The organism is Reichenbachiella sp. MSK19-1 (assembly GCF_003590315.1).
Classification (GTDB): Bacteria; Bacteroidota; Bacteroidia; order Cytophagales; family Cyclobacteriaceae; genus Reichenbachiella; species Reichenbachiella agariperforans.
The window spans coordinates 654,019-669,111 of sequence record NZ_MIER01000015.1; the positions used below are offsets into that span (position 1 = coordinate 654,019).

The following is a 15,093-nucleotide window of genomic DNA, read 5'->3' on the forward strand; positions in this document are numbered from 1 at the left end:
GACAGCAAACCGCTTTCATAAGGGTTAAAAATTTTAATTCAACGTGCTTTGATTATTTTTGACATTGAAACAATCTACCTACATGAGCGACAACAAAAACATACGAATAAAAGACATAGCTGAGATGGCTGGTGTATCGGTAGGAACCGTCGATAGAGTGATACACAAACGTGGAAAAGTCGCTGAAGAAGTTCGAAAAAAAGTAGAGAATGTACTCCAGTCGACTGGTTATAAACCCAACCTACTCGCTAGAACACTCGGGTCTAAAAAAGCACTCAAAATCGCTCTACTCATCCCCGATCCAAAACAAGATGAATACTGGGCATTGGCCGAATCGGGTGTCAAGCCTAGCTTAGAAGAGTGGTCACAATATGGATTAGAGATCGCTCCGAACTTTTTTGATCTCTATGAAAGCACATCCTTTGCCACATCTGCTAAAGAGGTCTTGTCGAGTAAACCAGATGGTGTCATCGTTGCTCCTATTTTTCACAACGAATCTCTGAACCTATTTGCGGAACTAGATAGGGATCAGATTCCTTATGTACTCTTCAATACCAACATACCAGAAGCCCAACCTTTGTCCTTCATCGGTCAGGATCTCTATCAAAGTGGAAAGGTCGGAGGAGAATTACTCAGCCTAGACAATACCGAAAAGAAAGGAGTCGCAGTGTTTCACATCCATGAGAGTATAGACAACTCCGTCCACCTCAAGGCCAAAGAAACTGGATTGCGCGACTTCCTCGGCACTGCATATGATATAGAAAGCTATGATCTCAACCATGTGAACAGTGGTGAATTGAATCAAATCGTCTCAAAAATCTTACACCAATCAGATCTAGGCGCTGCATTTGTCTCCACTTCTCAAGGTACCAACATCATCGCTACACTCATGGAAAAGCACAACTGTACCCACATCAAGCTCGTGGGCTATGACCTACTAGCAGCCAACCTCCACTACCTAGAAAAAGGTGTTATCAACTTCCTTATCAACCAAAACCCAAAACGCATGACACAAGTCGGAATCAGTCATCTAACCAACCACTTACTCTTTCACAAAGAACTCCCAAGAGAAGAGCTGTTTCCTTTAGAAATCATCAGCAAGCAAAACGTAGGCTCTTACCTAAACTCACGAATCCACTAGGTATCCGTTCCTCAACAAGCCTCCAGCATATCTTAAATAAGCATAAGAAAGGCTTGGCGAATGAACGCCAAGCCTAGACTTAGAATAGTACAACTAGGTATTGAAACTATTTTCTTTTACTGCATCTCGGGACTCAAGATTAGCTCACCCTCAGGCATCCCTTCTGCAGTAGCTGTTATTTTAATCTCCTTCGTAAACCGCGTAGTACGTAACAAAATCGTGGCTATTCCAGCCTCAGCCCTAACAGGATTCTCCCCTATCAGTTCAGCCTCCTCACTTTGTAGTGCGAACGTTACTTCACGGCTATCATCACTCACTAAAGTTCCGTTTTGATCTACGACCGTGGCATAGATGAATACGACATCCGACCGCTCTGTCGTCAGTGCCACCCCAGATAAATCTACGCTCAGTCCTAGTTTTGTAGGTTCTAGCGCTGTAGTCACTGTATCGCTCGCTACTACTTCGCCATTTACAAAAGCTTCTGCTCTCAATGTTCCTGCTTCAAACTCTCCCAAGTCAAACACGAATGGAGGAAAGTCCAAGTCCGTAGCGTATACATCTCGTTCGGCTAATTTCTTCTCGACCAACTCCTCATTGAGGTAAAGTGCTACCTCATCAGCGTTGCTATAGACTTTCACAACTGGTGAAGAACTTTCTGTCCAAAACGTCGCGATATCCACCATTGATCCATCGGCTATGCCAGCAAAACCATACTGTTCCGCAGCTGGGCGCTGGCTTCTATAGAAACTATGTGCGAATTTTGGTATGCGAAAAACATCACTAATCCCTGAAGCCTCCAAGTCATCAGCATAGCCTCTGTTGTAATCGAACATCAGCCAATTGGCATCTCCAATAGTGCCCACATCTCGTCCTTTCCGATTAGAGTTAGTCGCCTCTTGATAGTTAAGTGCCTGCTGCTGCAATCTTTGTTCCCCGGCACTTCGGAGCTGACGACTCGTACGAGCCTCCTCCGCGAGATCCTCAAATGCCTTTTGGTTGAATCCCGCATTCTGGGCATAATACTCCCAGTCTCCGTACTCTGCGATGAACACTTTTCGCGTACCACCCTGATAGTTATTCCAATAATCAGGACTCTTACCGTGCTGACGGGCAGGAATGAACAAATCATAGGATGGGTGATCTATCCACCCTGCACTATATATATCCTGATAGGGCAGTTCAGCATCCAATATATCATTGGCCATCACCATGAACTCGTCGCTCATCCCTGACTCGTTGAGCGACACCTCCCAAAAGAAGACACTCGGATGATTTCTATCTCTACGGATCATATCCCGAATCTCCTGATAGGAGTTCGCTACAAATGCCTCATTTCCTACAAATTGCCAACCCGTTAGGCAGTTCATGACGATGATTCCTAGTTCGTCACAGGCTTTCAAAAACGCCTCATCCTGTGGATAGTGAGACAGCCTCACCATATCAAAACCAGCATTTTTAATCTTAACTGCATCACGATACTGCGCCGCATCAGAGATGGCATAACCTACATATGGATACTCTTGATGCCTATTTGTTCCTCGGATGAATGTATTTTTACCATTGATAAAAAAACCGTCATCGGTTAGTTCTATCTTTCTAATCCCGGTCGTTTCGATCAGTTGATCCACCGGCTTATGATCTGCCATCACCTCAATCGCTATTTCATACAACTCAGGGCTTTGAGGCGACCACAACCTCGGACTTTTGACCTCCAAAGTCTGCATCAAAGTCGTATCGGACTCCCCTGCCAATCGTACAGTCTCTGAAGTATAATCCTTACCATCCAACTTGTAGTTAATATATACCTCACGCTCCTTGTGACTATCGTTCTTGATATGAACTTTGAGTATCCCTTTGGCTACCTCCGAAGAGACCTCTGTAAAATGCACCAAAACGCCTCCACTATTCACCTGATTGGCATGCACTGCATCCGTGATATAAATATCATCGGTAACCGAAAGGGTTACATCTCGGTAGATCCCTCCGTAGTAACTAAAATCCAACACCTCAATGGCTTTCCCTGGTGGAATAACCGGATTGTTTTCGTTGTTGACACGTACACGCAATGTATTAGAAGAACCCTCATCAAGATAATCTGTGATATCGATAGAAAAAGGCAAGTAACCTCCCTGATGCTGGGTCACGAATCTATCATTGAACCAGACGTCTGCTTCGTGCATGACTCCTTCGAATCTCACAAACGCCCTCTGGCCATCCTGAAGCGAAAGGTCAACATCCTTTTCGTACCAACTGGTACCTTGCCACATGTCGTTGACGACCAGCGGCTCTATTTGCACGGTATGGGGCAGCTGTACCTCCTCCCAAATTTTGGTCTCTGTCGTATCTCTCGTAAACTTCCACCCCTCATTAAAACCAGTAACGCTCCGTGTATTTCCTTCACCAGGTGCGCTACACTGAAAAGAGCAAACCGCTACAGCGGCTATCCATATCGTCGTTAGTAATCCTTGTCTCATATCCAAATTAATCATGATGCTTACAATACAATATTCATTGATCCAATCTCAAAGCACTTGTACTAATCGACCACAAAATGGTAATTGTCTTACATCGCATCTAAAAAACACACCATACGGAGAGAAAACAGGCTTTAACAGGAAAACATCCCCCTACCGTTTTCTCACTCAATTTCCATAAGCATGCAACACACACATAAAACCGCACAAAATCTAGTAGCTTCGTAACCAGACGAAACACTCCCCAGATGGCTAACAAATCCATCCCTCGCATCGAGGGTATTCTACAGTTTTACACCCCTGCCCTAGGCGCTGACTACAATGCCTATCGCAACCATGTCTATCGGGTCTACCATCTCACGCTACTGCTCAACACCGAAGAACCTACTCCCGAGGAACAAGCCGCACTGGCTATAGCAGCGGCATTTCATGACCTAGGTATTTGGTCCAATCATACCATGGACTACCTACAACCCAGTACTGACCTAGCCAAAGCCTACCTATCCGAAAACCATAGCGACATCCTGACCCCTCTGGTGCATGATCTCATCGTCACCCATCACAAAATCAGCTCCTACCAAGGTGCTAACCAGTCACTCATAGAGGCTTTTCGCAAAGCAGACCTGATGGATCTGAGCTTTGGTACGATACGACACGGACTGCCCCGTTCACGCTATATACACCTGCGAGAAGAGTTCCCTTTTCTCAACTTTCAAAAAACAGTATTCAAAAAAATAATGCGCTATGCCATCGGTCATCTAAACCGTCCATTCCCTATGCTCAAACGCTAAAAAAGTTCTTACTTTGGGTCTACAATGGACTCCAATCTGAAAGTATGAATATCCAAACAATCGCCTTTGATGCGGACGACACGCTCTGGCACAACGAAGGCCTGTTTCGAGAGGCCGAAACTGAATTTTGTCGGCTGCTCGAAGACTACATGCCGCAGCATAGTTCTGTCAAAGAACTCTACCGCATCGAACTACTCAACATGACACGTTATGGCTATGGCATCAAGGCCTTCATGCTGTCGATGATAGAGAGTGCCATCGAAATCTCCGGCCGTACCATCAACGTCACAGATATCGAGCAGATTCTGCGCATCGGCAAAGAACTCCTCGAAAAACCCGTCATACTGCTAGATGATGTCGAGCATGTACTCTCTTCCCTATCAGAAAAATACAGGCTAATACTCGCAACGAAAGGTGATCTACTAGACCAGCGACGCAAACTCCAAAAATCAGGATTAGAAAAGTATTTTCATCACATAGAAATCATGTCCGAAAAGAAAGAGAATGACTATCAGCGCGTCATCCAGCATCTCGACATCAATCCCGCCGAATTTGCGATGATAGGCAATTCGCTCAAGTCGGACATACTACCTGTACTCAACCTAGGTGGTCATGCCTTTCACATCCCCTATCACATCACATGGGAACACGAAAAAGTAGACCGAAAAATCGAGCACAAACAACTGATCCAACTCACCGATATCCGCCAAATCCTTCAGCATCTATAGCCCACGTTTATGTCCAAAAACATTCAGGAAGAACTCAAACTACAAGTACAACTCCTACACCAAGAGAAGGAAGAAGATCTACGTCAGTATCGTCTCAAGATGTCTAGCACATCCCTCAAAGAGCGACGCAAAGCAGGTGTATGCTGGTATCCCGTAGACCTCAACAAGACACGCTTTGATGCAGGCGAACGACTCATCGTCAAAGTATCTCGGCAGCCCGAGCACACCGATGCGCACCTTTTTCAGTCTGGCAAGCTCATTAGTATGTTCTCCAACAGTACGGGCGATAGTCAACACGAAGAAGCGGTATCTGGAGTGGTCAACTCGGTCACCAAGACTGACATGCACATCACTCTCAATGTAGACGATGTACCTCAGTGGGTGCATCACGGACAGCTCGGTATTCAATTGCTATTTGATGAAAATGCCTATCGAGAAATGGAAAAGGCACTCTTCAAAGTCATCAAATCCAAAGGAGACCGTATCGAGGAACTAAAAAACGTGATCCTAGGCACTACTGCAGCACGATTCGACAACCAAGAAGTCATCCGAGACATCGGCCTAAATGATAGCCAAAATGAGGCATTGCGACTTGTACATAATGCCCAAGATGTAGCCATCATCCACGGCCCTCCTGGCACGGGAAAAACCACAACACTCGTACACACGATCGCCGAAACACTGAAATCGGAAAAACAAGTCATGGTCTGTGCTCCGAGCAATGCAGCGGTAGATTTACTGACCGACCGCCTCGGGCAGCAAAACATAGAAGTCCTCCGTATCGGTCATCCCGCTCGTGTACACGAAGACATCCTCAACAAAACGCTGGATGCCAAAATAGCCAACCACGATGACTTCAAGAGCCTCAAAGACATGCGCAAGCAAGCCGAGGAGTATTTCAAACTCGCCAGTAAGTACAAGCGAAACTTTGGTCACGCCGAAAAAGCGCAGCGACGCGCCATCAAAGCAGAAGCACTAAAACTCAAGGATGCTGCCAACAACCTAGAGTACTACATCATCAACGATATCGTCGCAAAGACGCAGGTCATTGCCTGCACCCTGGTAGGGTCGACGAACAGCTATATCAAAGGCATGAGTTTCGGTACAGTGTTCATCGATGAGGCTGCTCAAGCCATGGAAGCTGCCACTTGGATCCCCATCCTAAAGGCTCAGCGCGTGATCTTCGCTGGAGACCACTGCCAACTACCACCTACGATTAAGTCCTACGAGGCAGCCAAAAAAGGACTAGAAGTGACACTCTTCGAAAAGGCCATAGACCGCAACGAAGCAGACGTAATGCTCTCTATCCAGTACCGCATGCACGAGCAGATCATGAACTTCTCCAGCCGAACGTTTTACAAAAACAACCTGACAGCAGATGCCATGGTCAAGGATTGGAAAGTCTTTGGTGAGGACAGTGTAGTGGAGTTCATCGATACAGCAGGCTGTGCATTTTACGAAGCTGTAGACAAAGAAACACGCAGCTCGTTCAACGAAGAAGAAGCCGATATCGTGATGAAACACCTCATCGAATACCTTGGCAGTCTAGACAGTATGGAGCGACAAGAGGATTTAGAAAGTGTCGGCATTATCTCCCCCTACAAGGCACAGACAGCACTACTCTCTGAAAAATTACTCGCGAGCGGTTTAGCACCTGATACAGCAAAAAAAGTACAAGTCAACACCGTCGATTCATTCCAAGGGCAAGAGCGTGATGTAATCTACATCAGCCTCGTTCGGTCCAATGACAAAGGAGAAATCGGGTTCCTCAAAGACACCCGACGCATGAATGTCGCCCTGACGCGCGCTAGGAAAAAGCTAGTGGTAATCGGAGACAGTGCCACCATAGGTCAGCACAGCTTCTACGAAAAATTCCTAGACTACATCCACGAAATAGACGCCTACCGCAGTGCATTTGAATTGATGTACTAACCTGAGTTAGATTTCAACTTTCATTAAACCCTTGTCGGAAATGCATCAATCATACTTTGTCTTCAAGCCAGATAGACCATGTCTCCGGTAGATAAATAGCTCCCTCTTTTTTCATTGTCAATGAAAAAGGCTAGAAACCTATAAACGCGCTACCGTGTAAACAGTATAATTTTCAATCCCCTTGAATAAAGTATATAGAGCATGATTCATTTTTAATCAAACTCAGGTTAAAAGGTAGATGAGCATGAGACATAAGCACAAAGTGTATCAAACCTCGTTAGGTTGTAGCCTTTTGATATATATCTAAACCATTTTAGATATATATCTTATTAAGTTTAGATATATACCATTCTATATTTAGATATATATCTTATCAAGTTTAGATATATATCATTTTGTATTTAGATATAAATCTTTTTGAGTTTAGATATATACCACTTTATATTTAGATATATATCTTTTTGTTGTAAGATGCTGTGGAGTCATACAGCATCACCTTACATCTATACCCTCTTGTGCCCAATTACTAACCTGAGTTAGATTTTAACTTTCATTAAAACCGTTTCTGAAATGCATCAATTGTACTTTGTCTTCAAGCCAGACAGGCCATGCTTCCGGCAGGTAAACGCTTCTTTTTCATTGCCAAAAAAGGAAGCAAAAAGGCTAGAAATTATAAACTCGCTATCGCTCAGACAGTATAATTTTCAAAAACCTTGAATTAAGAAGATGATTTATATCCTTTATTAATCGAACTCAGGTTACTAGTTAAACCTCTATAAGATGAAAGTATCATAACAGACTACCCAACAAACCAAGGAAATCACTTTTAAAGCTAAAACCGAGACGCACTTTAGCACATCTCGGTTTTGCGACCACTGTGCAGTATTATTTACAATACTTACACCTTAGGCTCCCACTCTGGCTCATACGTGCGCTTCCAGAGCGCATCCGCATCAGCGTTATCTATCACTCTACCTGTCTCTGGGTCTACGTCAAGACTCGTTTCGAGCTGCTGCGCCATATTACCCAAGTGACATAGATGTGTCGAAATACTTCCATCATCAATCGGAGAGCGTAATTGCTCCCCACTACGAATTGCATTCACAAAGTTCTGCATGTGTCTAACTGTTAGCCAGTCAAACCCCGTAGTATCCTGCGTCGAGCTTGAGGTACCTACGCTTTTTTCTGCTTGGTAACTTATTTCCTTCCCCTTTAAATCGAACAATTGATATCCCTCACGATCGAGCAGTATCGATCCTTCGGTACCATGAATAATCGCTCCTCTACCTCGATTGTACAAACTCATGCCATTGCAGCTTCGTCCTTCCCAGTTGAGCGTTTTGCCTCCGTCAAATTCGTAACTCACCAACTGGGTATCATAGTACTGCCAGTCGTCGCTTTTGAAATGCAACCGACCACCCGTCGACACGACCCTATTGGGCATATCCACACCTAGTGCCCATCTACAGATATCTATCTCATGTGTCCCATTGTTATGGATTTCGCCAGTACCCCAGCTTCTAAACCAGTGCCAGTTGTAGGGATGCACATTGTCTCTATAGGTTTCTCTCGGCGCTGGCCCTTGCCATAGATCCCAGTCCAACGTCTCTGGCACAGGAGTCGGTTTGCCGATCCCTATCGATCCTCGCGTATTAGCATACCAAGCCTTGGCATCATATACATCCCCTATTTTTCCGTCGCGGATATCCTTTATCCCCTGTATGGAAGTCAGTGCCGAACGCTGCTGATTCCCCATCTGACAGACTTTGTTATACTTTTTGTACGCTGCATTGAGCAGTTCATTTTCATGAAGGTTGTGGCTACAGGGCTTTTCCACATACACATGCTTGCCCGCCTGCATCGCCATGATGGCCATAGGCGCATGCCAATGTTCTGGTGTCGCGATGAGCACGGCATCTATCTGCTTTTTCTCTAGAACCTTTCTAAAATCTGTCTCTGTTTTCACTTTGAATCCATATTTCTCCTTTGCATGACTTTTGGATTGATCCAAACGAACCTGATCCACATCACATAACATGGCTAAGTTGATATTATCACAAAAACTGATGGCTTGCATCAAGGCATAAGACCGCCCTCCTGTGCCCAAAATGGCTACATTGATCGTTTCGTTAGGAGAGAAAGCCCAAGCTCCAGTGCCTGACAGTACAAATGAAGCTCCTGCTCCAGCAATGGCTGACTTCTTTATAAAATTTCTTCTTGTTGACATAATCCTGCACTTTAGGTCGTGTTTCTATTTAAAGTTGAGTTCGGGATAGTCAGACCACTGCCTGACACCACCCTCGTGCAATGCGTCCAATACGATTTGCACACATTTAGCCGTAGTAGCTCCTGTTTGAATATCTGAGATCACGGCATCTCCATCAACGATGGATTTATGAAACTGGCGTAGCGCATCTATCGTCGGGTCATTGCCTGGCGCATCTATCGGAGCACCTTTTCCCTCTTGCCATGCCTGAATCGTAGCACCTGATACGCCATCCACGACTCCTGTTGCTTTCCCTCCTCTTTTTTCATGGTATATCTTACCAGCTGTATAATCAAGAATCAAAGTTGCCTCAGAGCCAAGTACTTTGATCCGATAGTCTTCGTATCCGTTGGTCGTCGTGCACGTGAAGGACGCATTTAATCCCGATGGATACCTAAACAGTACGTGCGCATTGTCAAAGGTCTCACGACCATCCTTCCAGTGATCAATCCCACCAAATCCCGTGATTTTGTCTGGATGGCTCTCGCTAACCCAGTTGACGAAATCAATCTGATGTGACATGAGCTCCGCTGGCAAACCTCCAGAAAATTCTCGATACATGCGCCAGTTGATCAGTCGCTCCCATTTGAGATCTGGCACAGGTCTACGCCAGTCTCCGTTTCTGTTCCACTGACATTCATAGGCAGTCACCTCTCCAATATAGCCTGACTGGATGATTTCTCGTGCACGGTTATAAAGCGGACTACTGTGGTACTGATGGCCGGTCTGAAAGACCAAGCCCGTTCTTTTGGCCGCATCAATCACAGCCTGCGTCTCCGATACGCCTTTGACCATGGTTTTCTCACAGTAGACATGCTTGCCTGCTGCTAATGCTGCGATAGCAATCTCCCCGTGCGTACTAAATGGCGTGGTGATCACGACCGCATCTACAGATTTGTCCTCTAGTAGTTCTCGGTAATCTTCGTAGCTTTTCTTGACCTGCGCCTTCTGGCATGCAGCCTCCAACCTAAAGGGAATCAAATCGCTACATGCTGTGACTTTCACTCCCTCTAGCTCACCGATGAGATGGATGATCCCAGTACCACGGTCTCCCGTACCAATCACTCCCACACCGACCTCATCAGGCTTTCGCCCAAACATCCCCGTGGCATAGTTGGCACCCAACAACATACCACCAGCAGTCACAGCTCCAGCCTTTACAAATTTTCTTCTATCAATCTTGTCCCTCATACTTAGTTCAGTTCTCTGATTTTAATGCTACGGTAGCTGACCTCATCTCCATGATCTTGGAGCAAAATACAGCCCTCAGGCCACTGACCAAAATTCTCCCACTTCGCATATTTGCTATAGGCCACCAGTGCTTTAAATAGCTGCGAATGACGGTCATACGTTACTACTTTTTCGTTGTTGAGCCAGTGCTCTACTTTGCCATCTTTAGCTACTATTCTGGCTTTATTCCATTGATCTATACCTTTGAACTGCTTACCACGGTCTTTCACGGATAGGTTGTCTGCGGTGATCAAATCGTATAACGATCCAACGGTACGGTTGCCGTTGACACCCTTTTTGGCATCAGGGTGCTTTTCATCATCTAGGATTTGAAACTCACAACCAATGGCACTGCCTGCTCCTTTGTTGAGACTGGGATCAACGTAGTATTTGATGCCGCTATTGGCTCCTTCTGTGATTTTAAACTCCAATTCCAACTCGAAATTGGCAAATTTATTGACGGTCACTATATCACCTGGACCCGTAGATTCTCCTCCATCTGTCTTTTGTACTGTCAATACTCCATCGGCCATATTCCAACCAGAGACTGGAAACTCATCCAATTTTGCACCTCTCCATCCAGCATTCGTCGTTCCGTCCCACAGCAATCTAAATCCGTTGCGCTGCTCCCAGTCAGTCAGTTGATTTTTCAAGTAACTCAACTCAGGAACGGCAGGGGCTCTGTCCCACTCCTCATTTTCAAACCCACTCGTCAGTATCTTGATATTCCTCCATTTGATCTGAGCACCTTTGAGATGATCTTCCCAGATGCTATGCACCTGCAACCCAATAAATCCCTCAGCGGTCATATCGTCAACGAGTCTGGCACATTGCACACCATTAACCCATGTATTGATCTCAGAGCCGATTGCTTCTATATGAATTTTGTTCCAACCTGCTTTGTTGAGCGCTGAAGCTGCTTTTTCGTTTCGACTCAATGGATAGATCCATCCCCGTCTCTGCTCATCGTATATACCGCCAGACCAACCACGACTCGATGGGTCGATTTCCACTTGATATCCATGAACTACTCCATCTCTGTAGCCCTTGTCGGTATTTGATCTTATTTGTATTCCTGAGTTGAGACCAGAATTAATAAAAACTTCCAGTTCTAGAATGAAGTCACCGTATTTCTTTTTGGTAGTCAAAAAACTATTGGGTGTGTCTGGCACGGCTGTACCAACTATTTCGTTATCAATGACTTCATACGTCGCCTTTCCTCCTAATTGAGTCCATCCTTTTAGATCTTTGCCGTTGAACAAGTCCACCCATTGTGCACTCACTGTCCCTACACTTAATGCTAAGCATAGTGCTAATCCTACTTTCCTAATCATGCTTATCTTCGTTTGCTTTCAGTTTCTTGTCATTCGACAAGTTGTGTTAACGTACACACGTATTTCAAAAATATACAAGAGAGCTAAATAATACTACGCATTAGAGGTTATTCCTGAGTATAAAACTCATACTGTTAATCTTTTATCGTCTGTATGACAATCCCTATTGTATATTTCGATCAAGTCATTCTTTCTCTAGAATTATTTTAATCATACATGAAGTATTTAATCTGTAATAGCGAATTTATGCTAAATTCACGTTCCATCGTATCCTTATACTAAACAGCCAACCACAACCTACTATTACAGAAGTAATTATGGCCAAATTAAAGATACTCGTTGCTGAGGATGACACGACTCATGCGACTAAAATGGAAATGCTACTCGATGAAATGGAGTACAACTGTGTCGGGGTTCACGACAATGAGAAGGATTTACTTCGCAGCATTCAAATCATGAAACCCGATGTGATTGTTTTAGATATTTCACTCAAAAACACAGACAGCGGCATCAGTATTGCTCAAAAAATACAACGCATTCGCCCTACTCCTTTTCTCTTTGTAACCTCATTTGATGACAAAGAAACTTTGGGCAAAGCCATGGAGACAAATCCCTATGCCTATCTTATCAAACCCGTCGAGCGAGGCAACCTACAAGCTGCGATAGAACTCGCCATCCACAAATTTAGTCGACAGGACACAACCTCTCACGCTCAGCACTCGGAGTGGAATACTGACGTACTCGTTCAAAACAGTTTTTTCCTCAAAAGAGGAAGTAAACTTGAGAAAGTACAGGTCAAAGATATACTCTGGATAGAATTAACAGATGAACGCTATTGTCAAATCATCACTACTACACACCAATATCATTTGCGCATGTCGCTAAAGGCACTGGAACAACAGCTCGACCCTAAGCTGTTTTTGAGGGTACATCGAGCCTACATCGTCAGCATAGACCGAATTAATAGTATAGAAGAAGCTGATCTAATGATCGGTATTGAAGGCAGGGAGATCCCTTTTGGTCGCAGCTACAAGACCGTTTTGTTTAAAAGATTACAAATGCTACACTAATTACCTGTTCAAAGAGGGGCGATAATATTGAGAATGATTTTAAGATTGAACCAGTTCATGCAAATTAGAAATTACCTTTTAGCACTATGCCTGACTCTCGTCGGGACATCCTATGCCCAATCACCTATCCTGCGACAAATGATAGAAGCGCAGCAGGCAGATAATGAAATATTGTTGGACTCCTTGATCAATCAGATGTATGCCAAATCTAGTACGTTAGACTGGGCTTCATATTTTGACTCGTTGTCTGCGTCAATTGATTCGGACTCTATCTTGATAGATTTCTATTATGATGTAGCTGCTCCCATTATTACGGGAAAAAGTGCTTCTGAAGCAATTACCCTAATAGATGAAGGAATTCGATTGAGTGAGGGAATCGATCACAAGATGCTCACAGCGGAGGGGTTAGAACTAAAGGCATTTGCACTGAGTCAGTTTGGTCGATTTGATGAATCCATCGCTCTGTTTTATCAAGCCTTACGCTTAATAGACCCAAAGTTACACGGCGGACTTTACGCCAGTACTTTGGCCAACCTTGCCTCTACCTTGCACGAGATGGGAGACAATGAAAAATCCATCGATTACCACCGAAAGAGCTTGGCTTATCACCAGGATACTGGAGACCTACGCGGCGAAGCTTTGTCGTATTTGGGTCTGGGCAACGCCTACTCCGGGGGGCCAAATTATGACAGTGCGTTGTATTATTACGAGAAGACCATCAAGTTGTCAAAACCAAATGGATGGAACGACCTAGAAGCCTATAGCTATGGCAACATGGCCTCTGTCTATCTAGAGCAGAACCTCTTACAAAAAGCCATTGACTATCAGAAGAAAGGATTGGCGATGGAAGAAGAGCGCAATGATGAGGTGATATCTATCGAGTCTCATGCCAACCTTGCTTCTGCGTATGCCCAACTTCAGAACAGAGATCTGGCGATGTATCACTTGGATCGAGCCAAACAAATCGTCGAAAAATACGACGCATGGCATACCATGGTGATGGTCTATGAGATTGAGTCAGAAGCGTATAAATCCTTTGGACAATATGATCTAGCACTCGCTGCTTACAAGCAGTTCAAAACATTAGGAGATAGCCTGTCAGGTGAGGAAGTCCAACGAAATAAACTGGCACTACAAGAACAGTACGAAGCAGAAAAGAAAGAGAATGAAATCTTAACCCTCCAACAGCAAAACCAATTGGCTACTTTGGACCTGGAACAGGGTCGGATGGAAAAAATGCGCTTGACTATCTTGGCAGGAGTAGCCTTACTCGCTTGTGGAGGATTCATCTTTGGGTTCATCCAGACCCGAAGATCCAAACGAGCACTGGACAAGCGAAACCTAATTATCACTGATATCAACAAAAAACTGAATGCCTCTCAAGACGCGCTGATGGAAAGCAACAAGATGAAGGACAAGTTCTTTGCACTGATCGCTCACGATATCCGAGGACCTCTGACGTCCTTTCAGGGGATTGGACGCATGCTCCACTACCAAATGAAAAAGGGCGACACTCAAAAGGTAAACCAACTGATAGAACAAGTAGACAAATCTGCAGACAAAGTCAATCACCTATTGGATAACCTCCTCAAATGGACCTTGAACCAGCTTGGCACTTTGCCTTACCAACCGCAGGAGATCAACCTCCAACTCCTGATAGATGATGCGGTGACGATATTTGCCCCCAGTGCACGAGCCAAAGAGGTAGAATTGATCGTCGACTCTATCTATGAAGAGGAAGGTGTCTGGGTACGTGCAGACATCAATATGATAGGCACCGTACTGCGTAATTTACTGAGCAATGCTATCAAATTCACCCCACGTCATGGCCAAGTGACAATTGCTATTGAGTCACAGTCGGATCAGTTGATTGTCCATGTCCGTGATACAGGAATCGGGATGAGCGAAGAGGCAAAAAGCCGAATCATGGAAGAAAGTCTAAACGCCAGCGCAACTGGTACCGACGGAGAAAAAGGCACAGGACTCGGACTGATACTCTGTCGAAAATTTGTAGAAATACATGGCAGTCAACTCAACGTGACGATCCATGAAGGTACCACTGTCAGTTTCTCCTTAGAACTGGTGAAAACGAGCATCTTGCACGAACAATAAGAAGCTCAGTCATCG

The 15,093-nt window shown here is 44.7% G+C and carries 10 protein-coding genes; 6 read left to right on the top strand and 4 right to left on the bottom strand.

Annotated features, from left to right (window positions below; all coding sequences use genetic code 11):
* Positions 1-82: 82 nt before the first annotated feature.
* Complete coding sequence (locus BGP76_RS10785) at positions 83-1,141, top strand: LacI family DNA-binding transcriptional regulator (RefSeq protein ID WP_073124717.1); 1,059 nt, start codon at positions 83-85, stop codon at positions 1,139-1,141.
* Between the two features lie 116 nt (positions 1,142-1,257).
* Here BGP76_RS10785 and BGP76_RS10790 read toward each other — a convergent pair whose 3' ends face one another.
* The gene (locus tag BGP76_RS10790) at positions 1,258-3,615 is read right to left on the bottom strand and encodes a glycoside hydrolase family 2 TIM barrel-domain containing protein (protein WP_158584239.1); all 2,358 of its coding nucleotides are present in this window, start codon (positions 3,613-3,615) and stop codon (positions 1,258-1,260) included.
* A gap of 248 nt (positions 3,616-3,863) precedes the next feature.
* Between BGP76_RS10790 and BGP76_RS10795 the strand changes: the two genes are divergently transcribed.
* Genes BGP76_RS10795 through BGP76_RS10805 form a run of 3 tightly spaced genes read left to right on the top strand, consistent with a single transcriptional unit; the run spans position 3,864 to position 7,066 of the window.
* Positions 3,864-4,406 (top strand): hypothetical protein, encoded by a 543-nt coding sequence (locus BGP76_RS10795; RefSeq protein WP_073124719.1) that lies wholly within the window; start codon positions 3,864-3,866, stop codon positions 4,404-4,406.
* Positions 4,407-4,450: 44 nt separating this feature from the next.
* Positions 4,451-5,134 (top strand): HAD family hydrolase, encoded by a 684-nt coding sequence (locus BGP76_RS10800; protein WP_073124720.1) that lies wholly within the window; start codon positions 4,451-4,453, stop codon positions 5,132-5,134.
* A 9-nt stretch (positions 5,135-5,143) separates the two neighbouring features.
* Positions 5,144-7,066, top strand: a complete 1,923-nt coding sequence (locus BGP76_RS10805; RefSeq protein ID WP_073124721.1) for an AAA domain-containing protein — start codon at positions 5,144-5,146, stop codon at positions 7,064-7,066.
* Positions 7,067-7,964: 898 nt separating this feature from the next.
* Here the strand turns inward: BGP76_RS10805 and BGP76_RS10810 are convergent.
* Genes BGP76_RS10810 through BGP76_RS10820 form a run of 3 tightly spaced genes read right to left on the bottom strand, consistent with a single transcriptional unit; the run spans position 7,965 to position 11,896 of the window.
* Positions 7,965-9,293, bottom strand: a complete 1,329-nt coding sequence (locus BGP76_RS10810; protein WP_119844667.1) for a Gfo/Idh/MocA family protein — start codon at positions 9,291-9,293, stop codon at positions 7,965-7,967.
* A gap of 24 nt (positions 9,294-9,317) precedes the next feature.
* Positions 9,318-10,523, bottom strand: coding sequence for a Gfo/Idh/MocA family protein (locus tag BGP76_RS10815; protein ID WP_221409880.1), 1,206 nt, complete (start codon positions 10,521-10,523; stop codon positions 9,318-9,320).
* 2 nt (positions 10,524-10,525) lie between these two features.
* On the bottom strand, positions 10,526-11,896 hold the full coding sequence (locus tag BGP76_RS10820; protein ID WP_119844668.1) for a DUF1080 domain-containing protein: 1,371 nt from the start codon (positions 11,894-11,896) through the stop codon (positions 10,526-10,528).
* A gap of 317 nt (positions 11,897-12,213) precedes the next feature.
* Here BGP76_RS10820 and BGP76_RS10825 point away from each other — a divergent pair, with 317 nt between their 5' ends.
* Together BGP76_RS10825 and BGP76_RS10830 are read left to right on the top strand one after the other, a co-directional pair.
* Positions 12,214-12,966: a LytTR family DNA-binding domain-containing protein gene (locus BGP76_RS10825; RefSeq protein WP_119844669.1), complete on the top strand. Its 753-nt coding sequence runs from the start codon at positions 12,214-12,216 to the stop codon at positions 12,964-12,966.
* 57 nt (positions 12,967-13,023) lie between these two features.
* A complete protein-coding gene (locus tag BGP76_RS10830) occupies positions 13,024-15,078 on the top strand; it encodes an ATP-binding protein (protein ID WP_158584241.1) in 2,055 nt (684 codons plus the stop codon).
* Positions 15,079-15,093: the final 15 nt, after the last annotated feature.

Coding starts and splice junctions, on each gene's coding strand:
- BGP76_RS10785 (WP_073124717.1), top strand. CDS start 83: ATGAGCGACAACAAAAACATACGAATAAAAGACATAGCTGAGATGGCT.
- BGP76_RS10790 (WP_158584239.1), bottom strand. CDS start 3,615: ATGAGACAAGGATTACTAACGACGATATGGATAGCCGCTGTAGCGGTT.
- BGP76_RS10795 (WP_073124719.1), top strand. CDS start 3,864: ATGGCTAACAAATCCATCCCTCGCATCGAGGGTATTCTACAGTTTTAC.
- BGP76_RS10800 (WP_073124720.1), top strand. CDS start 4,451: ATGAATATCCAAACAATCGCCTTTGATGCGGACGACACGCTCTGGCAC.
- BGP76_RS10805 (WP_073124721.1), top strand. CDS start 5,144: ATGTCCAAAAACATTCAGGAAGAACTCAAACTACAAGTACAACTCCTA.
- BGP76_RS10810 (WP_119844667.1), bottom strand. CDS start 9,293: ATGTCAACAAGAAGAAATTTTATAAAGAAGTCAGCCATTGCTGGAGCA.
- BGP76_RS10815 (WP_221409880.1), bottom strand. CDS start 10,523: ATGAGGGACAAGATTGATAGAAGAAAATTTGTAAAGGCTGGAGCTGTG.
- BGP76_RS10820 (WP_119844668.1), bottom strand. CDS start 11,896: ATGATTAGGAAAGTAGGATTAGCACTATGCTTAGCATTAAGTGTAGGG.
- BGP76_RS10825 (WP_119844669.1), top strand. CDS start 12,214: ATGGCCAAATTAAAGATACTCGTTGCTGAGGATGACACGACTCATGCG.
- BGP76_RS10830 (WP_158584241.1), top strand. CDS start 13,024: ATGCAAATTAGAAATTACCTTTTAGCACTATGCCTGACTCTCGTCGGG.